Source organism: Longimicrobium sp. (genome assembly GCF_036387355.1).
GTDB lineage: Bacteria > Gemmatimonadota > Gemmatimonadetes > Longimicrobiales > Longimicrobiaceae > Longimicrobium.
This window is the reverse complement of the sequence record NZ_DASVTX010000285.1, coordinates 1-20910: the sequence shown is the minus strand read 5'-3', so window position 1 is coordinate 20910 and position 20910 is coordinate 1. Positions and strand designations below refer to the sequence as shown.

Here is a 20910-nt window from a genome sequence, read left to right as displayed (position 1 = left end):
CCAGGCCGGGGCTGCCGTCGCCCAGGCCGCCGGTGCGCCCGGACGTGCTCAGGCCGCGGTTGTAGCCGCACTCGCAGAAGTCGCGCAGCTGGTCGTAGTCCGCCGCGTTGCTGCCGCTGAAGCCGCTGCGAAGGTCGGTCTCGACGTCCGAGGAGCTGCGGCCCGCGTACGCCGGGTTGCGCGCGGCCGTGTACCCCAGCACGTAGCCGGTGCGCGCGCGGTCGTACGTCATCCCCGTGGTGCGCGCGGGGTGCGACTCAAAGTGCGCCCGGTAGTGCTTCTCGTCCTCGTTGTTGTGCGAGCGCAGCGCCTCCACAAGCTGCTTGCCCGCCCACCATCCGCCCGCCGCCAGCGCGATGCCGCCCAGCACCCGCTTCCACTCGAAGCCGTGGCGCGCGTACTCGCGCACGTTCTCCCAGCGCGTGGTCTCCGTGCCGCGGTAGTTCTGCTGCAGGTCCACCTCCACGTCCGTAAACGTGCGGCCCTGGTACGCGGGCGCCGCTGCGGCCACGTGGCCGGCCTGGTAGCCGGTGCGCGCCTGCTCGTAGGTGTGGGTTTCCGGGCGCGCGGGGTGGTTGTCAAAGTGCCCGCGATAGTAGTGCACGTCGTACACGCCGAAGTCGTCGCCTTCCGCGCCGCCGGTGCCCGCGCCGCCCGTGCCCATGCCGGAACCCGCCGCGTTGCCCGTCCCCCGCAGGGCGTCCGTGCCGAGATCGTCGTTTCTGTCCATTGTGCCTCCTGAGCGGTGATTGCATTCCCAACCGAGCGGGCAGCGCGGACGCACACACCGGGCCGCGGCGTCGGGCCGGCACTCATCCGCCTCGCGCGGCGCGGACTCGCGGACCGCGCCCGAACGGAACCGGCCCGTTCCGACAGAACTTGCTTCCAGGCGGCGTGCGAGCACCCTGCGATTCCGCGCAGCCATCCTCCCCACCACCGCTCGGTCCAGCCAGGGTTCCCGGCGTGATCCTCAGAGCGCGAAACACCAGAGCCGCAATACCGCCACTGCGCGAACACGGTCTGGAGCGACAGCCTCGGCAGGGATGAAAGCGGGGATCTGTGCGTCTCCACCTCCCGTAAGGCCGAGGGATTGGCGGCGGCGGCAGGCGCTTTGCCTGTCGTGGGCGCCAGGATGGGCGGTGGCGTGAACGGGATGATGGGGATTGGAGCCGGGATGGCGTTTCCATGGCCGTGGCTGCGGCGGCAGGAGTCCGCGACTCAACTCGATGACGAGCGGGCGTACGAGCCGCCGCCGCCCGCCCCCGCGGCGCGCACCTACCGCATCGCGAACACCTCGCCGCGCCCGCTGGCCCTGTTCCTGGAGCCGTGGGGGAGCGCGTACCGCATTGAGCCGGGCGATTTTGCGGAGTTGCTGGTGGAGGGCCCGCCCGACCACCCGCTGGACTGGGAGTTCGGTCAGGGCACGCTGATCATCTCGTCGCGAGCGGAAGCAGGAATGCTCACCCTCTGGCGCGACGGCGCGGAGATCCCGGCGGCGTGACAATCGCGACGGCGGCGATACGTCGATCCAGCACGGATGGATCGTTGCTCTGAAATCGTGTCGCGGAGCCCGTGCCTGCCAATCGCTCCATCGCGTACTGATCATCCTGAGCGGCTGCACTGGACTGTCTGCTGCGCCGAGGTTTGACCCGCAATCCAAGGATCGACTCCTCGTCCGAACCAACGTCGCGACACGCAAACCCGTTCTCACAGGCGCAGCAGATCCTTCGTCGGCGCCAGAATCCGCTGTAGGGGCAGGTGCCTCCGGCGCCTCCTCAGGATGACAAGTCTCGGCGCTTCATACATTTAGGCACACGGAAACTTGTCATCCTGAGCGAAGCGCCTCGCCGAACTCTCCGCTGCCCCAGAACCGTGGCGCGGAGTCGAAGGATCTACTCCTCGTCCAAGCCAACGTCGCGACACGCACACCCGTTTCCACAGGCGCAGCAGATCCCTTGCCGGCGCCAGATTTCGCTCTGGGTGCAGGTCCCTCCGGCGCCTTCCCAGATGACAAGTTTCTGCGCGAAAAGATGTTATGGCAGGCCCGCCGTACCGTGGTGGCGGTTCGGGAGTAGGGAGCGGATGCAAAACGGGTCCGTGCGGCTGCACGGACCCGTTTCTTTCATCCCGAAACCCGCGGATGGATCATCCGCCGATCCAGTAGGTGGCCTTGATGACGAACACGTTGTCGGCGTGCGAGCGAAAGACGGCGCTGGCGTCGCGGCCAAAGTTGAACTCGCCGTACGGCGACTCGCCGCTGCGCTGCTGCTGCCACACAAAGAACAGGGTGCTCCCCGGGCGGTACTCCCACCGCAGCACCGCGTTGCCGCGCAGCGAGCGCACGTTGAAGCTGTTTTCCGCAAAGCGGAATCCCTCGTCCGTCGCGGGATTTCCGTCCGTGTCCAGGCGATAGCTGGACGGCCGCCCGTTGGCATCCGTTTGCGCCACCGTGAGCTCCTGCGGCGTAAAGTCGCGCGTCTGCACCGTGCGCGGACGCACGAACTCCTTGTAGTCGCTGTACTGCCCCGTGGCAATGAAGGGCTGCGCGAACAGCTCCAGCGTGAGCGTGGGGCTGAAGGTCCAGTTCACCCGCGTGTTCATGGACACCACGTGCTGGTTCAGCTCGGCGAACACGGCGCGCTGCCCCATGAAGTTCGTGGCGTGGGGGTCCGCGAACCGGTTCACGAACTGCGTAGGATTGCGGTCGTGCGTGTACGACGGGCCAAAGCTGATCTGCACGTTGGTGGCGGGCTTTACGCGCACGCTGCCGTTCAGCTCCGTGTGCACGCCCCCGGCCGACGTCGCCCCGAACCCGGGGTTGAGCGAGAACACGAAGCGCTTGCGCCCGTCCGTCTCTACCGACGGCCCCACGAACCAGCTGGACGCGCGCCGCACCACCGGGCCGCCCCACGTCATGCGGTCGGCGTTCACTTCCGGGCGCACGTGGGCGTACAGCCCCAGGTTCCAGTAGTTGGGCAGGTCCCACCCGGTGAACTGGTGGATCTGCAGGTCCGTGCGGTCGCCGTCAAAGTTGTACTGCTGCTGCACCCCGCCGGAAATCCAGAGCGAGCGGTACCAGTTCGTGGGCTTGGTGATGTTGCGGACCAGGTTGGCGTTCATCCACACGTAATCCGCCTGCGTGAGGAACGCCATGTCGTTCACTTCAAAGCCCGGGCTGCGGTAGTTGGCGGAGGTTTCCCACAGCCACGGACCGCTTTCCTTGCTCATCCGCAGGTATCCGCCAAAGCCGCGCAGCGCCGTTGCATCGCCGTCAAACGCGTCGCTGAACACCCCGTTGCCGCCATCGTCGCGGTCCGGCCGCTGGAAGTAGCGGGCCGACGAGCGCTGCAGGCGGCGGATGGCCATGGAGTCGCCCATCACGTTGCTGAGCGCCACGTTGCCCATCAGCCGGTACGTCTGGTTCTTCCAGTACAGGTTCCAGTCGGCGCCCACCGCCTCGGCGTGCGAAGGAAGCTGGGTGCGCAGCGCCTCGCCGTCGTCGCCAAAGCGGCGGACCACGGAGGTGGCGATGAGGCCCCACGTACGGCTTCCGCCCGCGGTGGTGCGCTTGACGCGGCCCATCAGGTAGTTGGTCATGGGCTCGACCGTCGTCTCGGCCCCGGTGCCGTCCAGGTTGCGCACCTGCCCCACCTCGCGCGCCGTCACCGCCTCCACGGCCCCGATCTGCCACCCGCCCGCGGTGCGGCCCGTGAGCTTGGCCGCGCCCAGGAGCCGCGTGTTGGCCGGCGCGTCCTGAAAGTCGTAGCCCCCCGGCATGCCGCCCTGCGGCCGCCGCCCGATGCGCCGCGAGTAGAACAGCGACATTCCGCTTACGTTGCTGCAGGTAAAGCAGTTGAGCCCGCCAAAGCTCAGCAGCCCGCTGCCTTCCACAAAGAACGGGCGCTTTTCGTCGAAGTAGCTTTCAAACGCGCTCAGGTTCACCACCGCCGGGTCCTGCTCCACCTGCCCGAAGTCGGGGTTGATGGTGGCGGAAAGGGTAAGGTTGCTCCCCAGCAGCGCGCGGACGTCGGCGCCCACGCGGGTGTCGTAGGCCCGGGGCTCCTGAAAGGGGCTGCCGGCCTGCGTGGGCTCCACGTACGAGGCGCGCGCCACGGCGTAGGGCATGATCTCCAGCCCGCGCGGGCGGTTTTCAATGCGCATGCCGGCCAGGTGCCCGTAGCGCGCCGGCCCGCCGCTTTCCTGGCGGCCGTAGAACGACCAGAGCGAGCTTTCGTTCAGGCGCTGCACGTACCGCAGGATCTGCAGCCCCCAGGTCTGCTCCACCGCGCTGGTAAAGCGCAGCTGGCTCCAGGGAATGCGCATCTCCGCCGTCCATCCGGCCGAGTCGATGCGCGTCTGCACGTTCCACACGGGGTCCCACGACGGGTCGGCGTTGGGCGAGGCCTGGCCGGCGTCGTACTTGACGCCGGAGGGGTTCACCTGCAGCACGGTGCGCCCGGCATGGTCGTGATAGGTATCGAATACGAGCTGGATGTAGTCGCTCTCCACCGACTGGTCGCGGCGGGTGAGCTGGCTCTGCACGCCGGCCGCGCCCAGCGAGTCGTACATGCGCGCGCCGACGTACAGCGCGCTCTCGTCGTAGGCGAACCGCACTTCGGTGCGCTGGGCGGGCTGCCCTTCGTTGGGCTGCTGCTGGCGAAAACCGGTGGCCGGCTCCGGCGTGGCCCACACCGCCTCGTCCAGCTTGCCGTCCAGCACGATCTCGCGCGCCGGGTGCGCCGAAACGGACGGCGTGGAGGGGTGGGCCGCGGTCTGGGCGGCGCAGGGGGCAGCGGCCAGGAGCAGGGCGGCAGAGAGGGAGATTCGAGTGCGCATGGGCGGCACGGGGGCTCGGGCATGGACGATACGAACAGCTTCTGAGATGCGCGCCCCGGCCGAATGGTTTGATCGTGTACGCCGGCCGGTGCGCATTCTGAGTTTCGCGTTCGATCGTCCGTCCGGGATCGGGCGGATGACCCGGTGCCCGTGCCCTTCGTTCGCCGCTTGCCGCGGCACTCTCACGGGGAGGGTCCACAGAACGGACCTGTGGAGACGACGCGTGCTGCGCAGGCACTTGGAGCACGGGTGCCGGGCAACCAGCGCGAACTGCGGTGATAAGATCAATCGATTGACTTCGTTCGACACGCTCGCATCCTAAGATCAGTTCGCTGATCCTGGGTGACGGAGGTGCGGTGAGAACGATTCCGAAGGAGCAGGTGCTCCGCCGCCTGCGGACCGAGAATGTCTGGTGGAAAGCGCCGCACACCATCAACGCCGCGTACGGGAGCATGCGGCGCCGGGCGTACTTCGACCTGTATTTTCCGCTCGTCGCCCACCGGCAGCTGCGGCGCGCCGTGCTGCTGATGGGTGCGCGGCGGGTGGGAAAAACGGTGCTGCTGCACCACACCGTGCAGCAGCTTGGATGCCTTGTCGAAGAGTTCGGGAGCCGCCAAGAACACGCTGAAGCGCTACGTGGAGTACCTGGAAGCGGCGTTCCTGATCAAGGTCGTCCATCGCGTGGATCGCAACGCGCGACGGTTCGAGCGCGCGAACTTCTTCAAAGTCTACCTTACGAATCCGTCCATCCGCAGCGCGCTGTTTTCGCCCATCGACGCGGGTGACGACGCCATGGGCGGGCTCGCGGAAACGGCGATCTTCTCCCAGTGGTTCCACGCCCCCGCGACGCCCTTGCACTACGCCCGCTGGAGCACGGGCGAGGTGGACATCGTGAATGTTGGACCGGACCAGCGGATCCGGTGGGCGGTGGAGGTGAACTGGTCAGACCGGTTCGTGGATCACCCGCGCGAGCTGCGGAGCCTGCTGGATTTCTGCGCGGCGAACGGCCTGACCGAGGCTACGGTGACCACGCGAACCGTGTTCGCAGAGCGCGAGGTGAATGGAGTCAACATTCAATTCATCCCCGCCAGCGTGTACTGTTATCAGGTCGGCTACCATCTGGTCCTGAGCCGCCGGATTGCGCAGAGCCTCGTTCCCTGACCGTGAAGCCTCAGGCCCGCGGCGGACGATGGAACGGGTCCGGCGCACTTCGCCGGACCCGTTCTTTTTGTCGAGGGAAGACCAGCCGCGGCCTACGCCGTCTCGCCCCACCACTGGGCGAGCAGGTTGCCGGCGACGCGCAGGCGGTAGGCGGCGGTGCTGCGGACGTCGTCGATGGGCGTGATCTCCGCGGACAGGACCTGCTGCGCCTCCTGCATCGTCGCGCCGCCCGCCAGCGCCGCCTCCGTCCGCGGCACCCGCACCACCGTCGCCGCCACGCTGCCGAACGCAATGCGCGGCTCCGGGCCGCGCACCGCCGCCATCACCACCTTGCTGATGGCCTGCGCCGCGCGCGTCCCCACCTTGCGGAACCACTGCGCCCCGTCCGTCCGCGGAATCTCGATCGCCACGATCAGCTCGTCCGGGCGGATCACCGTCGTGCGATACCCCGTGTAGATCGCCGTCACGGGGACGCGGCGCTCGCCGGACACGCTGCGCAGCACCACCACGGCATCCGCCACGGCCAGCACGGGGAGACTGTCCCCCGCGGGGGAGCCGTTGGCCACGTTTCCCGCGAGCGTGCCGCGGTTCTGGATCTGCACGCCCCCCACCTCCCGCGACGCGGCCACCAGCGCCGGCATCCGCCGGTTCACCTCGGCGCTGCGGATCAGCTCCGTGTACGTGGTCAGCGCGCCGATGCGCAGCGCGTCCCCCTCCACCGAGATCCCGCGCAGCTCGTCCAGCGGCCACAGGTTGATGAACCGCCGCGCGGGCTGCTGCCCGAAGTTGAGCGTCACGAACACGTCCGTGCACCCGGCGATGGGCGTCAGCGGCGCGTCCTCGTTCATCAGCGCCAGCGCCTCGTCCACCGTGCGGGGCTCGCGCAGGTCCAGCGTCGTCGTAGGCGTCTTCATGCGTTCTGGATGGCGCGGTAGATGGCTTCGTAGCCGGTGCAGCGGCACAGGTTTCCCGCCAGCCCCGTGCGGATCTGCTCCAGCGACGGGTCCGGCCCCAGCGCCACCGCCGCCAGGATCATCCCCGGCGTGCAGATGCCGCACTGCGCGCCGCTGAACTCGCTGAACGCGCGCTGGTACGGATGGTCGCCGCCGAGCCCTTCGATGGTCACCACCTCCGTGTCCCGCGCCTGCGCGAACGGCACCAGGCACGACACCGCCGGCTCCCCGTCGATGAGCACCGTGCAGGCGCCGCACTCCCCCTCGCCGCACCCTTCCTTGGTCCCCGTGAGCCCGCATTCCTCGCGCAGCACGTCCAGCAGGCGCTTCATGGGATGCGCGTCCACCTCCACGGGCGCGCCGTTCAGCGTGAAGCGCATGCCACCTCCATGATGGTTTCGGGAACGGCGGGAATGGAGCGTACGTCCAGCCCCACGTGGCGAATGGCATTCACCAGCGCCGGCGCGGGCCCGTCAATGGGCATTTCGCCCACGCCCTTGGCGCCGAACGGACCGTATCCGCTCGGGTTTTCCAGCACGATCACCTCCATCGGCGGCGTGTCCAGCGTCGTCGGGATCGTGTAGTTGGTCAGCGTGGGGTTGGCCATCCCGCCGTCGCGCATCACCACGTGCTCGTTCAGCGCCCAGCCGATCCCCTGCGCCGTGCCGCCCTCGATCTGCCCCACGACCATGGACGGGTGGATCGCCTTGCCCACCTCGTGCACGATGGTCATCCGCAGCGGCCGCACCTCGTACGTCACCGGGTCCACCTCCACCTCGGCCACGTCGCACCCCCAGCCGTACGCGGCGTAGGCGTCGCCCGTGTACTCCGTGTCGTCCCAGGCGATCTCGTCCGGCTTCTGGAACTGCTTGGTGATGCTCAGCGGGCCGTGGTCGCGCACGTACTCGCCCGGCGTGCGGTCGCCCAGGATGCCGCGCATTTCTTCCGCGCAGCGCTGCAGGATGCGGCCGACCACCATGCAGGTGCGCGACGCCACGGTGGGGCCGCTGTCGGGCACCTGCGACGTGTCGGGCTGCACGATCTCCACGTCCTCGTACGGAATGCCCAGCGCGTCCGCCACGATCTGCGCGTGCATGGTCCGCGTTCCTTGGCCCATCTCCACGCTGGCCACGCGGATGCGCGCGCCGGTTTCCGTGGCCTCCAGCGTCGCCTTTGACGCAAGGTACACTTCGCCGCCGCCGGTGAATCCGCTGCCGTGGAAGAAGAGGGAGAGGCCGATGCCGCGGTTGGTCCCCGCGTACTCCCCCCGCTTGCGATGGTAGTCCGACCGCTCCACGCCAGCGCGGAGCGATTCCAGCGCGCTGCAGTCCTCGCCCATCACCTGGCCGGTGGCGCTGGTGTCGCCGGGGCGCAGCGCGTTGTGCTCGCGAAGCGCCACGGGGTCCATCCCCAGCGCCTCGGCGATGCGGTCCATGTGCACTTCGGTGGCAAACTGCGTCTGCGGCGCGCCGAACCCCCGAAAGGCGCCGTTGGGCGGCGTGTTGGTCATCACCACGCGGCCGTGGATGCGCGTGTTGGGGCACCGGTACGGCCCCGCGCCGTGAATGCAGCCGCGCGACAGGACCACGGGGGAGAGGGTCACGTACGCGCCGCCGTCCATCAGCACGTCGATGTCCATCGCCACCAGCGTTCCATCCCGCATCACGCCCGTGCGGTGGCGGATGATGGATGGGTGGCGCTTGGTGGTGGCCTCCATGTCCTCGGACCGGTCGTACACCATCTTCACGGGGCGCCCGGACTTGCGGGCCAGGAGCGAGGCGTGCCCGGCCAGGATGTTGGGATACTCCTCCTTGCCGCCGAACCCGCCGCCCGTCTCCGTCTGCACCACGCGCACGCGGTCGTCCGGCAGCTGCAGCAGGTGCTTGATGGCCTTGTGGACGTAGTACGGGCACTGCATGGAGCCGTAGATGGTCATTCCGCTGCGCTGCGGCACGGCGATGATGCCGTTCGGCTCGATGTAGACGTGCTCCTGGTGGCCGGTCTGGTACGTCCCCTCGACGATCAGGTCGGCCGAGGCGAGCGCGGCCTCCACGTCGCCCTTGTTGATGCGGATGTGCTTGAAGACCGTGGGCGACTGCTCCGGATCCAGCACCGGCGTGTCCGCCTCGTATTCCACGCGCACGACGGCGGCGGCGAGCTTTTCCCGGTCTTCGTGGGCCAGCAGCAGGATGGGCTCCGCCACGTGGTTGACCTCGTCCTTTACCAGGAACGGCTGGTCATCCTCGATGAGCGCCACGAAGTTGCAGCGCGGGCCGGGGATGTCGCGCCAGTCCACGATCGTGAACCCGTCCGTGTCGAACTCCAGGTGCACGGCCGTGACGCGGCCCCGGGGAATGGTGGAGCGGATGGTGCGCCCGTACAGCATCCCGGGAAAGTGGAGGTCGTCGATGTACTTGGCGACACCCGTGGTCTTGGCCATTCCGTCCTTGCGCGATACGCTCCGGCCGACGGCTGGGGTCATGCGTGTCCGTTCTGGATGGGATTGCTGGGGAAGTGCGTGAGGAACAGATAACGCTTTTCGGGCGGAGCGCAAATCCGAGGTCGCATTTCGCCAGCGTTGCGCGCGCCGGACGGGGCGATCACGGCAGCGGCATCTCACGCGGAGGAGGGGGGGGGGGACGGAGGGGAAGGGCATCGCTCGGACCGGCAGAGGCGCGGAAAAGCAAGACAGAGGTATGACGGTGGTGCGTTCGCGTCATTCGTGCGGGCGGAGGAGGCGGGCGAGGGCAGGGGACGCCAGGTCGGGATCGGTGTGCAGAAGCGGCGTTACGGCGTACCCCGAGGCGAGCGCTTCGCGCAGCCGGTCCGCCGCGGCGGATTCGTCGCCCAGCGCGGCGTGAATGCGGGCGCGCCACATGGATGCGGCGCCCTCGTCCCCCGTAACCGCGGCGAGGCGCCGGTCGGCGGCGCGGGCTTCGGCGGGGCGGCCGCGGCGCGCGGCGAGTACGCCGAGCGCTCCCGCGCAGGAGGTGCACCGCGGAGCGCCCCGCAGCACGTCGGCGAGGACAGCCGCGGCGCGGGCCGTGTCGCCGGCGAGCAGCACGGCGCGGGCGAGCTCCAGGCGCCGCGCGGCGGACGGACCGGCGGCGGCCGGACGGGCCGCGTACCATGCGGCGGCCTGCGTGAACGCGGCTTTCGCCGGGCCGGGGTGGCCGTGCGCCCGCAGTTCCATCCCCACGTGCATCAGCGCCGTCCCCGGCTCCCACCCCGGCGCGGGCGGCGCGGCCCGGTGGTCGGCGAGCAGGCGAAGGGCTTCCGCGCCGCGTCCCACCGCCGCCAGCGCGCGCGCTTCGTACTCCACCAGCACCCGCAGTTCGGGATGCGCGCTCCGTCCCGCGCGCACCACGCGCAGCTCGGCCGCGTGCTCGCCCAGCATGTGGTGCGCCTCCGCGCGCGTGGCCCAGTACGAGGCCCATCCGCGGCTGAATCCGCGCTCCGCGTCAATGCGCCCCAAGGCCGCGAGCGCCTCCCGGGGGCGGTTGCTGGCCATCGCCTCGGCGGCGAGCTGAAACTGCGCCAGCTCCATCGCCGGCTCGTCGCGGGCCAGGTCGCGCATGGCGGCCAGCGCGGCGGGGCGGTCGCCCGCGAGCGAGGCGTGCAGCCAGCGCAGCAGCAGCCGGTCCACCCCAGCCAGCCCGTCGCGCGCCTCGAGCGCCCGCGCCGTGGAGTCTGCGCGGGCGGCCTTGCCGGCTTGCAGGTCGGCGGCGGCGGCGAGCAGGGCGGGGAGCGTAAAGGCGCTGTCCATGGCCGCCGACCGGCGGAACGCCTCCGCCGCCCCCGCGCCGTCTTCCGCGTGCAGCCGGTCCAATCCCCGCGCGAACGCCTGGAACGCACCCGCGGAGCGCGGCTGGCTCACGGCGCCCGTCCAGCGGAACCGGTCGTCCGCTTCTGCCTCCAGCACCATCCCCACGAAATCCACCAGCCTGGGAACGGCCGCCCGCAGCTCCGCCGGTGTGGCAAAGGAGTGACCGGTTCCGCCCGTCTGCGTGTTCTGGACGCGGTCGTGGATGGTGAGCCGCAGGTGAAGGCGCCCGCCGTCGCGGCGCACCGTTCCGCTCACCACCCGCCCCGCGTTGCGCGGCGGCGCGCCGGATTCGCTTGCCCTTACCACTCGCACCGCGCCGGAGCGGCCGAGTGCCTGGCGGATGTCTTCCTCCAGCTCACGGACCGCCGCGGCGATCTCCGGGTCGCCCGACCGGTCGCGGAAGCCGGCAACCGCCACCAGGCGCGGGTCCGGCGGCGGCGCGGACTGCATCCACCCCAGCGTCACGAACACCGCCGCGATCAGCACCACGGCAGCCGCACCCCACGGCACCCGGAGCCGCCGGCGGCCGCTGTGTGGATCGGCCGCGGCAGCCAGGGCCGTCGCGGAGCGATGAGCGGCGGCGGGTGCTGGGTCCGCAACGGCGCCGGGCGCGTGACGATCCTGGACGGGCACCGCGCGGATCATCGGCGCGCGCGGGCCGGGAACGGGCTCCGGGGCTGCCGCCAGCGCATCCGCGGCGGCGCGGGTTTCGGCGGAGGGAGCCACGTCCAGCTCGGCGCGCAGCCGGTCCGCGAACCCCCGGTACAGGCGGAGCGCGCCGGACGCCTGGCCCGCGTCCGCCATCGCCGCCATGCAGCGGCGCAGGGCGCCCTCGTCGTACGGCGCCAGCTCCGCCGCGCACCGCGCCCACCGCGCGGCCTCGTCCCGGTTCCCGGCGCCCGTGCACTGCGCGGCGAGCGTCCAGGCCGCGTCCTCGGCGGCGCGCCGCAGCCGTTCGCGCTCGCCCTGCAGCCACTCGTCAAACGCGCCGCCGCCGTCCACGTACAGCCCGGCGAGCAGCGGGCCGGCGTACCTCTCCAATGCCTCCGCCGGGCGCCCCGCCGCGAGCGCCGACTCGAACCCGCGCACGTCGCTCCGCAGCAGTGCGTCATCTACCCCCAGCTCGTGGGCGCCGCGCGTGGCGATCACGCCCTCGCCCAGGCCCAGGCGCAGGTGGTGGACGGCCTGGCGCAGGGCGGCGCGGGCGCGCGCGTCATCCATCTCCGGCCACAGCAGGCCCAGCAGCGTGTCGCGCCGGTGCATCCCCGCGGGGCGCGCGAGCGCGAGGTACGCCAGCAGCGCCAGCCGCTTGGGCTGGGTGACGGGCACGGGCTCGCCGTCCGCGCGCAGCACCACGCACCCGCCGAACGCGCGCAACTGAAGGGAAACTTCACTCATGAACGGGGTTTTCCGCGGATCGTCCGGGGAGATAACGGCTGGGTGACGGGGTGCTAACGGCGCACGGCGATGGTGATGGACGGCCGCGGGGGCTCCGCGGTTCACCCCTTCAACGAGGCGATTCCCATGGCGCGTTCCCTTGCTCGTGCGCGGGCGCGGCGGGCTGCCGCGGCGGCACTGGCGGCCGCTGGCTTCATCATGGCCGGCGCCGCCGCGGCGCAGGACCGGCCCGCGTACACCGTCTCCATCGCCCCCCATGATAACCGCTCGGTGCGCGTTCACGCACGCATCCCGCTGACGGATTCCGTACTGCTGATGTATCCGGATGGCGCAAATCACCTGGCGGACGGGTGGTCCACCTTTGTGCGCGGTCTGCGCGCGACGGACGACGCCGGCCGCGCCGTCCCGCTCCGCCGCCGCGGGCGCGACGAGTGGGCCGTCGCCGCACCGCTGCCGGCCGCGGTGACGCTGGACTACGAGGTGCTGGTGCATCACGACGCGGGGCGCTGGCCTTTCGGCAGCAAGGAATCCGCGTACGGCCGGCCGGATGCGGTGTTCCTGACCGGCAAGGCGCTCTTTATCGCGCAGTACGGCGTGGCGGATGCAACGGTTCGCTTTGACCTGGATCCGTCGTGGCGGCTGGCGGTGCCGTGGGCGGAGGTGCCCGGCCAGCCCCGCACCTTTTCCGTCCCCACCGTCATTGAACTGCTCGAGGTGGGGATGATGGCCGGCCGGCACCAGCAGCGCGCGGTCACCGTGGGCGGGACGGAGGTGGTGCTGGCCGTGGGCGAGAGCCTGCGCGGCTCGGCGGAGGTGATGGAAGGCAGCCTGCGCCAGCTGCTACCCGCAGCGGCGGCGATGTTCGGCGGGGCGCCGCGGGGCCGCTTTGTGGTGATCGCCAACCGCGACGTGTACGATGGCGGAACGGCCTTCACGCGCAGCTTCAGCGTGGTGTACGCGGAGGCGCCCACGGTGCAGAACCGCACCGGCTGGGGCCACGTGATCGCGCACGAACTGCTGCACCTGTGGCTGGGAAGCGCCATCCGCACCGCGCCCGAAAGCCAGCAGTACTGGTTTTCGGAGGGGTACAGCGACTACCTGTCGTCGCTGCTGGAACTGCGCACGGGGATGATTTCCGAGCCCGCGTTCTGGGCGCGCGTGGCGGAGCATCATCAAAAGTACACGCGCGTTGCCGGGGGAGTGTCGCTGCTGGCCGCGGGCGCGGATAAGGCGCAGAACTACGACCTTGTGTACAGCGGCGGATTTCTCGCCGCGCTGTCGATGGACGTGGACCTGCGCCGCCGCACCGCGCGCCGCGCCGGCGTGGAAGACGTGCTGCGGCGCATGTATGCGCGCTTCGGCGCCACGGGCGACCCGTACACCGACCACGACGTCCGCGCCGAAGCGGAGGCGGTGGGCGGGGGCGGCCTGTCCGCGTTCTTTGCATCGTACGTGACGGGAACGGATCTGCTCCCCGTGCAGTCGGACCTTGCCGCGCTGGGGATGGCGCTGCACGCCGCCGGCCCCGATTCCGCCATGCACCGCATCACCGTCTCCCGGTACGCCACCCCCGCGCAGACCGCCCTTCGCCGCGCCGTCCTGTTCGGCGCGGACGGGGCCGCCCGCTGACCGTGAAGGACCATGCTTCACGCCAAGGCGCGGAGAAGGAACAGACGGGAGAATGCGGCGGCTCCACACTCCGCTCAACCAGGTGGTCCCGCCGCCGGTTCCGCCGTTCTCTCCGCGTCTCCCCGGGAGGGGTTTGGGGCTGTTCGCTTGTCCGCGGTGAGGCGGCGGGCTATGGTGAGCGGGAGTCGCACGTCCACAACCCGTCATCCAGCCGCTCCATGATCATCCCGCCCGTCCAGATCGCCTATCCAGACTGGGTCGACTCCCTCGTCGACTGGGACCGCCGCTACACGTCGGACGAGGAGAAGATGCGCCTCGCCATTGACCTGTCGCGCGAAAACGTGGTGCGGCAGACGGGTGGGCCGTTCGGCGCGGCCATCTTCGACCGCGGCACGGGCGAACTGGTGGCCGTGGGGATGAACAGCGTGGTGCGGCTGAACAACTGCACGCTGCACGGCGAAATGGTGGCGTTCATGATGGCGCAGGCACGGCTGGGGTGCTTCAGCCTGCGCAGCGACGACGGGCCGGTGTACGAGATGGCGACCTCGTGCGAGCCCTGCGCCATGTGCCTGGGCGCCACGCTGTGGAGCGGCGTGCGCCGCGTGCTCTGCGGCGCGCACCGCGACGACGCGCATCGGCTGAACTTTGACGAGGGCCCCGTCTTTCCCGAGTCGCTGCGCTACCTGGAAGACCGCGGCATCGAGATCGTTCACGGCGTGCTGCGCGACGAGGCCAACGCCGTCCTGGAGCTCTACCGCACGGGCAAGGGCGTCATCTACAACGGATGAACGGAAGTGCGGAAGTGCGAGGGGGTCCCGCGTGGCGGGACCCCCTCGTTGCGTGGCGGAAGGGAACGGCGGGGCGTTTCAGGGAGCGCCTTCCTGCGCGGCCACGCGTGCCTCCATCCGCTCCATGCGCGCCCGCATCTCCGCGAGGGCGGCGCGCACGGCGGCGTTCTCGCTCTCCAGCGCGCGGATGCGCTCCGCCTGCACACGGGTGCGCGCGTCCAGCGCCCGCGCCGCCGCCAGCGCGACCCCGTCCACGTCGCCGGCGTTGATGGTGGTGGAATCCGCCGAGAGCCCAAAGGCGGCGGCCCAGTCCTGCGCCATGGGGCCGATGTGGCGCACGGAGGGGTCCGGCTGGTCGCGGTAGATCCACGTGCTCACCGGAACGCGGGACAGCCGCTGCAGCACGTCCTCGCCGTCCACCTCCAGGAACGCCGTCTTGGCGCGCCGGTCCGAGAGCGCGCTCCACGTGGTCTGGTTTGGCTGCAGCTGCGCCCCCAGCGTGGTGCCCGCGTTGGTGAACAGCCGGTACCCGCCCGCCGCGCGTACGGAAAACTGGTTGGCCGCCGATGCGCTCAGGCTGGTCTGCGCCGAGCCGTCGCCGATCACGATGGAGCCCGCGAAGCCGGCGCTCACGTAGCTTCCCAGCGCCAGCGCGCGGTCGCCGGTGGCGTGCACGTTGAACCCGAAGGCGCTGGCGTACGGCGCGGCCGCGATGCTGCTGCTCCCCACCGCCGTGGCGTTCGTCCCGGTCGCGGAGCTGCTGATGCCCACCGCGGTGGACAGTGTCGCCGAGGCCGTGGTGCTGAAGCCGACCGCGACGGCCCAGTCGGTGGTGGCCTTGGCGTTCCGGCCCAGCGCCAGCGACGGCGTGCCGCTGGCCACCGAGGTTTCGCCGATCGCGACCGCGCCGCCGCCGCTGGCCAGGTTGCCCTTTCCCAGCGCCACCGAGCCGTACCCCAGGTTGGCGGGGTCGAACTCGGTGGCGTTCGCGATCCCCGCGCGAAACGCCGCCTGCCGGGGCCACCACACCATCCGGGCTCCGGGGCCGCTCACCGGCGGCGGCCCGTCGGCCAGGTTGCCGGCCAGCACCAGCCCGCCGGCGGAATCCAGCACCATGCGGTCCACCTGCTGGGCGTTGCGGATGCGCAGCAGCGTGGGGCTCTGCGCCTCGGCCGCCTGCGCCAGGGCCGCCGCGGCCAGCAGGGCGGCCGCGCAGCCGGTGACGATTTCACGTCGCATCGTTTCAGTCCTCCTCACGGTTCGGTGGCGGGGCGGGCGTCCAGCAGCGCTTCCAGGCGCTCCAGCCGGGCGCGCAGCGCGCGGTTCTCGGCTTCCAGCGCGCGGAGCCGTGCGTCGTGCCGGGCATCGGCCTCGCCCAGACGGTCGGTGCGGGCGGCCAGCGCCTGCGCGGCGGCCAGGTTCACCCCGTCAAAGTCGCCGGTGTTGATGGTGGTGGTGTCGGGCGACAGGCCGAACGCGGCGGCCCAGTCCTGCGCCATGGGGCCGATGTGGCGCACGGCGCGGTCCTCCTCCGACCTGTAGCGCCAGGTGCTCACGGGGAGCGCGCGGATGCGGGCCAGCACCGCTTCCCCGTCCACGGCCAGGAACCCCTCCTTGCGGTTGCGGTCCGAAATGCTGTTCCAGCTGCCGCCGCCCGAGGACAGCGTGACGCCGGTGCTCAGCTGCGCGCTGCTGAACAGGCGGTAGCCGCCCGAGGCCCGCACCGTGAACTGGTTGTTGGCCGAGGCGTTCAGCGGAACCAGCGCCGACCCGTCGCCCAGGATGATGGCGCCCCCGAAGCCGCCGGTGGACACGTCGGTGCCGATGGCGACGGAGTTGTTGCCGGTGGCCTTGGCGTTTTCGCCCAGCGCGGCGGCAAAGTTTCCCGACGCCGTGGCCGACTTGCCCAGCGCGACCGAGTAGGAGCCCGGCGCGGCGGCTCCCATCCCGAACACCAGGCTGTGCTGCCCCGCCGACGAGGCGCCGTAGCCCAGCGCCACGGAGTAGTCGCCCCCGGCCGACGCCGTCTTGCCCGCGGCGAAGGCATGCGCGCCGGGGGCCGTGGCGCCCGCGCCCAGCGCAACGGCGCCGGTGCCCGCGGCCTGGGCGTCTACCCCCACGGCGGCGGAGCCCACCCCCACGTTGGCGTCGTCCCAGGCGGTGCCGGTCACCTGGCCCGCGCGGAACGCGGCCTTGCCGGGGTACCACATCATCCGGGTTCCCGCCCCGGCGGCGGGAAGGGTGCCGTTGCCCACCGCGCCGCGGAGCACCAGGCCCCCGGCGGAATCCGCGGCCAGCCGGTCGGCGCCCGCGGCGTTGCGGGCGCGCAGCAGGAGCCCCGCCTGGCCGGCGGCGGGGCTCGCGGCGATGGTGCAGGCGGCGGCAAGGGCCACCCCAAAGAAGGTGCGGGTACGCATCATGTCAGCGCGGGTGCGGGTCAGGGGTTCAGTAGTCCTGGAACTCGGTCAGCCAGCCCACGCTTTCCAGGCTGCCGCCGTCGGTGATCTCGGCGGGGGTGCGGAGCGCCAGGTGGCCGGACTGGGTGTAGTTCCCCGTCAGCGTCACCAGGGGGAGGCGGCCCGACACGTTGGCGTTCCACCCCGCCAGGTACAGGCGTCCCGTGGTGGAGGTGACGGCGCTGTTCCCCGGCCCGGTGAAGACGTCGCCCAGCACCCACAGGTTCTGCGCGTACAGGAGCAGGTACGATCCCTCCGCCACGGCCAGCCCCCCGATGGTGTCCGGGGCGGACAGGATGGGCATGAAGGTCACCCCGGCGGGAACCACCACGGTGTCGCGGGTAAAGGGCGTCACGCCGCCGGCCCAGTTGGCCTTGCCCGCCCACGACGACGACACGGAGCCTGTCCAGGTGCGGGTCACGGGAACGGCCTGGGCGAAGCCGTCGCCCCGCAGCCGCCGCCCGCTGAACGAGAAGGGGCGCACGCCGTAGTCGCCAAAGGACAGGGCCGCCGTGCCGGAGCCGTTCTGCAGCGCGGCCTTCACCCCGTGGGCGCCGGGGTCGGTGGCCGACGCCGTGGTGACGGTGTCCACGGCGCCCTGCACCGGGTTTCCGTACCGGTCCATGGCGCGGAACGTCACCAGCACCGGGTCGCCCACGCCCACCTTTGCGGCGGTGCCCGCCTTGAAGTCGCCCAGGCAGGGGTCGGGCGCTTCGCCGGGCATGTACGCCGCCAAGCGGGTGTACGCGCCCGGCGCCGTGATCAGGGTGGCGGGCTGCCCGGCCGGGCCGGCCGTGCGCACGGAGCAGATCCTCCGCTCGCCGGCGTAGCCCCAGGGCTGGGCGCCGGGAAGCAGCGTGCGCGTGGTGGCGCCCAGCTGCAGCGCCTGGCCGCTGAACCGGCTGTAGCCCACCGTGGTCTGCTCCTCGATGCTCTGCGTCACGCGCACCTCGCTGTCGTCCACCGCCAGCACCTGAAAGAAGAACGAGAACACGTCCTCCTGCACGGTGGGCTGCAGCGGCAGGCGAAAGGACAGGGTGAGCAGGCCGTCGTACTGGTTGGGGCCGGCCGGGGGGAGCAGCCGCGTGTGGAAGACGTCGGTGCGGCGCACCACGTAGCCGTAGGGAAACACGTCCGTCACGTCGCCGGGGCGGGGCACCGCCGCCGCCTCCGCCTCGGTGAGCACCTGCAGCACGTCGGGGTACAGCGCCTCCATGGCGCCGCCGCGGTCCAGCGCCACCGCCCCGGTGGGCACGATTCTGGACGCGATGGCCGGGTTGGCGGCCGTCCCGTCAAAGCGCCGGAGCTGGCTCACGGGGGTGCCCGCGATGGTCCCCGCGCGGCTCACCATCAGGATCGTGAGGTTGTTGATGGGGGCGCCGGTGCCGTTGCGCACGCGGTAGGTGAACGACACGTACCGCTGCCCCCCCTGCCCGCGGGTGCCCTCGGTGAACGAGCTGCTGCTCATCTGCTCGAAGACGATGCCCGCGCCCAGCGACGAGAGGGCCCGGCTGGGGCCGCCGGCCTGGGCAGCCGGCTCCGGGGCCGACACGGACGACTGCATCCCCGCCGTGCCCAGCCCGGTGATGGCGAATTCGTACACGCCCAGCGGGCGCGGCGGGGTGCCCGGCGGGGCGGGCGGGGTCTGCTGCTCCGTGGGCAGGTCGGTGCAGGCGCCCAGCAGCGCGGCCAGGGTGGCACCTGCCAGAAGGGATCGAACGCGCATGGCGGATCGGCGGAAGGGTGGGTCCGGCGGCGGGGCGGCGGGGCCGGGCCCCGGCGCGGCGACGGCAGGATGGTACACGCGCCGCCCGGGGCGGCGCGTCATTCGAATGAATGATTTTTTCCGCCTCCCGCGCGCGGGTTGCGCGCGCGGGCCTTTGTGCGCACCATTGTGCGTGCCGCCCCACGCTCCTCCCCGGGGCGGCGTCCCCTCCCGCGGATGTCCGCGGCCCACGTACGGCAGCGATGCACCTTTCCCTCACCTCCGCCCAGCTGCGGCGCCTGGGTGACGCCACGCGCACCCTGCTGGCCCCCCACGAGCACGCGGACCTTACGGCGTGGAGCAGCGCCGCGGTCGCCCGCGTGGCCGACCTGTTCGGCGCCGACAAGGTGGCGTTCCACTGCGCGGCCACCCCCGCCGACCCGCACCTGAACACGTACGGTGTAGACACCGGGGTGCTGCACCGCTACCTGCGCGACCTGCAGCACCTGGACGCGGGAATGCGCAGGGTGCGCGAGGGCGGGCTCGCGGCTTGGCACGACGCGCAGGTGTATACGCCGGAGGAGCGCACGAGCGGCGAGTTCGCCGCCGAGTTCCTGATCCCCAACCAGCTGCGCTCGTTTGCCGGAGTCCTGGCGCCGCTGCGGGGCCAGGGGTACGCGGCGCTGTGGGTGACGCACCATCGCCCGGACTGCGACGCGGTGGGGCGCGGGGCGGTTCCGCTGCTGCAGCAGCTGCTGCGGCCTGCGCTGCAGGCCGGGGCGCAGGCCGCGCTGCGCGAGGCGGGCGCCGGCGGCGGCGTCGGCGCGCTGCTGGACACCACCTCCGAGCCGCTGCTGCTGTTCGGCTGCTCGGGCGTGCTGCTGCACGCCAACACGGCGGCCGCGGCGCTGCTGGCGGCGGACCCGGAAGGCGGGCGGCTCCGGGCAGAGGCGGGCGCCCTTGCCGCCGCGCTGGTGACCCCCGCGCGCGCGCCGGAGGGCGTGGCGGTGCCGGAGTGCGCGGTCCGCACGGCGGCGGGCGCCTACTCCATGCGCGCCAGCTACGCGCCCGCGGCGCTGCACGGCGGCGCAGCGGTGGTGGTGGCACTCTCGCGCGCGGGGCTGCGGCCGCTGCCGGACGAGGTGCTGCGCGCGCGCTTCGGCCTGACCCGGCGCGAGCTGGTGATCGCCCACCGCCTTGCCGCGGGGCAGGGCAACGCCGAGATCGCCCGCGCTCTGTTCGTGAGCGAGCCCACGGTGCGCACCCACACGCAGCGGGTGCTGGCCAAGCTGGGCGTGTCGCGCCGCGGCGAGGTAGCCGCGGTGCTGGTTTCCGGGGTGCCGGGCGGGGGCTGATCGGCCGCCGCCCTGGCGCAGACCAACGCGGCGCCGCGCACCCCACCAGGTTCGCGGCGCCCTTTCATCCTCCACCCCTCCCCGGCGCGTTCCAGGTGCCGAGGCGTTCCGGGACGGGTAATGTCGGGTGGCGTGTCATTCATTAGAATGATCTTTCGCCCGGGCCCCCCCCGGCGGCTTGCGCGGCCCGAGGCGGGCGTGCACCATGGCGGCGCCACGTTCCCCGTGCCCCGTCTTTCCGCCGCGTCCCATGTCCCTTTCCCTCACCTCCCACCAGATGGGGCAGCTCGGCGACCTGAGCCGCACGCTGCTCGCCCCGCACGAGTTCGCGGACCTGAACGCCTGGGGCGAGGCCGCGGCGGAGCGCTCGGCTGCCCTGTTCCGGGCGTCCAAGGTGGCGTTCCACTGCGTTCCCGGCGTGGGGCACGACCCGCTGCTGGGGGCCTGCGGGGTAGGGCGCGACGCGCTGCACCAGTACATGACGGAGCTGGCGGACCTGGACGAGGGGATGCGCCGCGTGCGGCAGGCCGGGCTCACCGCCTGGCACGACGCGCAGGTGTACACCCCGGAGGACCGCACCCGCAGCGCCTTTGCGGCCGAGTACCTGATTCCGCACCGCATCCGGTCGTTCGCGGGGATGTTCACCCCCGTGGGCGACGGGGGATACTCCGCCATGTGGATCACGGACGACCGGCCGGACCACGACCTGCTGGGCCACGCCGTCGTTCCCTTGATGCAGGAGCTGCTGGTGCCGGCCCTGCGCGCCGGGGCCCGTGCGGCGGCGCGCGCCGCGGGGGCGGGCG

General features: G+C 71.7%; 16 protein-coding genes. 6 read left to right on the top strand and 10 right to left on the bottom strand.

What is annotated here, in order from left to right; translation table 11 throughout:
- On the bottom strand, positions 1 to 730 hold a 730-nt coding region (locus VF665_RS12225), incomplete at its 3' end, for a hypothetical protein (protein WP_331053703.1).
- 444 nt (positions 731 to 1174) lie between these two features.
- On the opposite strand from VF665_RS12225, the gene VF665_RS12220 reads away from it, so the two are divergent.
- Entirely contained in the window at positions 1175 to 1501 is a 327-nt protein-coding gene (locus VF665_RS12220; protein ID WP_331053702.1) for a hypothetical protein, read from the top strand.
- Positions 1502 to 2145: 644 nt separating this feature from the next.
- Here VF665_RS12220 and VF665_RS12215 read toward each other — a convergent pair.
- Together VF665_RS12215 and VF665_RS12210 are read right to left on the bottom strand one after the other, a co-directional pair.
- Complete coding sequence (locus tag VF665_RS12215) at positions 2146 to 4836, bottom strand: DUF5916 domain-containing protein (RefSeq protein ID WP_331053701.1); 2691 nt, start codon at positions 4834 to 4836, stop codon at positions 2146 to 2148.
- 284 nt (positions 4837 to 5120) lie between these two features.
- Entirely contained in the window at positions 5121 to 5453 is a 333-nt protein-coding gene (locus tag VF665_RS12210; RefSeq protein ID WP_331053700.1) for a hypothetical protein, read from the bottom strand.
- On the opposite strand from VF665_RS12210, the gene VF665_RS12205 reads away from it, so the two are divergent.
- Complete coding sequence (locus VF665_RS12205) at positions 5428 to 5997, top strand: DUF4143 domain-containing protein (RefSeq protein ID WP_331053699.1); 570 nt, start codon at positions 5428 to 5430, stop codon at positions 5995 to 5997. The genes VF665_RS12210 and VF665_RS12205 overlap by 26 nt on opposite strands.
- Before the next feature lie 92 nt (positions 5998 to 6089).
- Here the strand turns inward: VF665_RS12205 and VF665_RS12200 are convergent, their stop codons facing one another.
- The 4 genes from VF665_RS12200 to VF665_RS12185 all read right to left on the bottom strand — a co-directional run bounded on the left by VF665_RS12200 (position 6090) and on the right by VF665_RS12185 (position 12174).
- Positions 6090 to 6911: an FAD binding domain-containing protein gene (locus VF665_RS12200; RefSeq protein ID WP_331053698.1), complete on the bottom strand. Its 822-nt coding sequence runs from the start codon at positions 6909 to 6911 to the stop codon at positions 6090 to 6092.
- Complete coding sequence (locus VF665_RS12195) at positions 6908 to 7330, bottom strand: (2Fe-2S)-binding protein (protein WP_331053697.1); 423 nt, start codon at positions 7328 to 7330, stop codon at positions 6908 to 6910. The genes VF665_RS12200 and VF665_RS12195 overlap by 4 nt, the downstream gene beginning before the upstream one ends.
- On the bottom strand, positions 7315 to 9432 hold the full coding sequence (locus VF665_RS12190; protein WP_331053696.1) for a xanthine dehydrogenase family protein molybdopterin-binding subunit: 2118 nt from the start codon (positions 9430 to 9432) through the stop codon (positions 7315 to 7317). Before VF665_RS12190 ends, VF665_RS12195 begins: the two co-directional genes overlap by 16 nt.
- Before the next feature lie 234 nt (positions 9433 to 9666).
- Positions 9667 to 12174, bottom strand: a complete 2508-nt coding sequence (locus tag VF665_RS12185; protein WP_331053695.1) for a BTAD domain-containing putative transcriptional regulator — start codon at positions 12172 to 12174, stop codon at positions 9667 to 9669.
- Positions 12175 to 12300: 126 nt separating this feature from the next.
- Here VF665_RS12185 and VF665_RS12180 point away from each other — a divergent pair, with 126 nt between their 5' ends.
- Complete coding sequence (locus VF665_RS12180; RefSeq protein ID WP_331053694.1) at positions 12301 to 13803, top strand: hypothetical protein; 1503 nt, start codon at positions 12301 to 12303, stop codon at positions 13801 to 13803.
- A 218-nt stretch (positions 13804 to 14021) separates the two neighbouring features.
- The gene (locus VF665_RS12175; protein ID WP_331053693.1) at positions 14022 to 14591 is read left to right on the top strand and encodes a nucleoside deaminase; all 570 of its coding nucleotides are present in this window, start codon (positions 14022 to 14024) and stop codon (positions 14589 to 14591) included.
- 78 nt (positions 14592 to 14669) lie between these two features.
- Here VF665_RS12175 and VF665_RS12170 read toward each other — a convergent pair whose 3' ends face one another.
- Genes VF665_RS12170 through VF665_RS12160 form a run of 3 tightly spaced genes read right to left on the bottom strand, consistent with a single transcriptional unit; the run spans position 14670 to position 18773 of the window.
- A complete protein-coding gene (locus VF665_RS12170) occupies positions 14670 to 15830 on the bottom strand; it encodes a tail fiber domain-containing protein (RefSeq protein ID WP_331053692.1) in 1161 nt (386 codons plus the stop codon).
- A gap of 14 nt (positions 15831 to 15844) precedes the next feature.
- Complete coding sequence (locus VF665_RS12165) at positions 15845 to 17011, bottom strand: tail fiber domain-containing protein (RefSeq protein WP_331053691.1); 1167 nt, start codon at positions 17009 to 17011, stop codon at positions 15845 to 15847.
- Positions 17012 to 17036: 25 nt separating this feature from the next.
- Positions 17037 to 18773, bottom strand: a complete 1737-nt coding sequence (locus tag VF665_RS12160) for a hypothetical protein (protein WP_331053690.1) — start codon at positions 18771 to 18773, stop codon at positions 17037 to 17039.
- 242 nt (positions 18774 to 19015) lie between these two features.
- Here VF665_RS12160 and VF665_RS12155 point away from each other — a divergent pair, with 242 nt between their 5' ends.
- Both VF665_RS12155 and VF665_RS12150 read left to right on the top strand, forming a co-directional pair.
- The gene (locus tag VF665_RS12155) at positions 19016 to 20107 is read left to right on the top strand and encodes a LuxR C-terminal-related transcriptional regulator (RefSeq protein WP_331053689.1); all 1092 of its coding nucleotides are present in this window, start codon (positions 19016 to 19018) and stop codon (positions 20105 to 20107) included.
- A gap of 250 nt (positions 20108 to 20357) precedes the next feature.
- Positions 20358 to 20910 (top strand): hypothetical protein (locus VF665_RS12150; protein WP_331053688.1); only part of this gene is annotated, 553 nt, incomplete at its 3' end.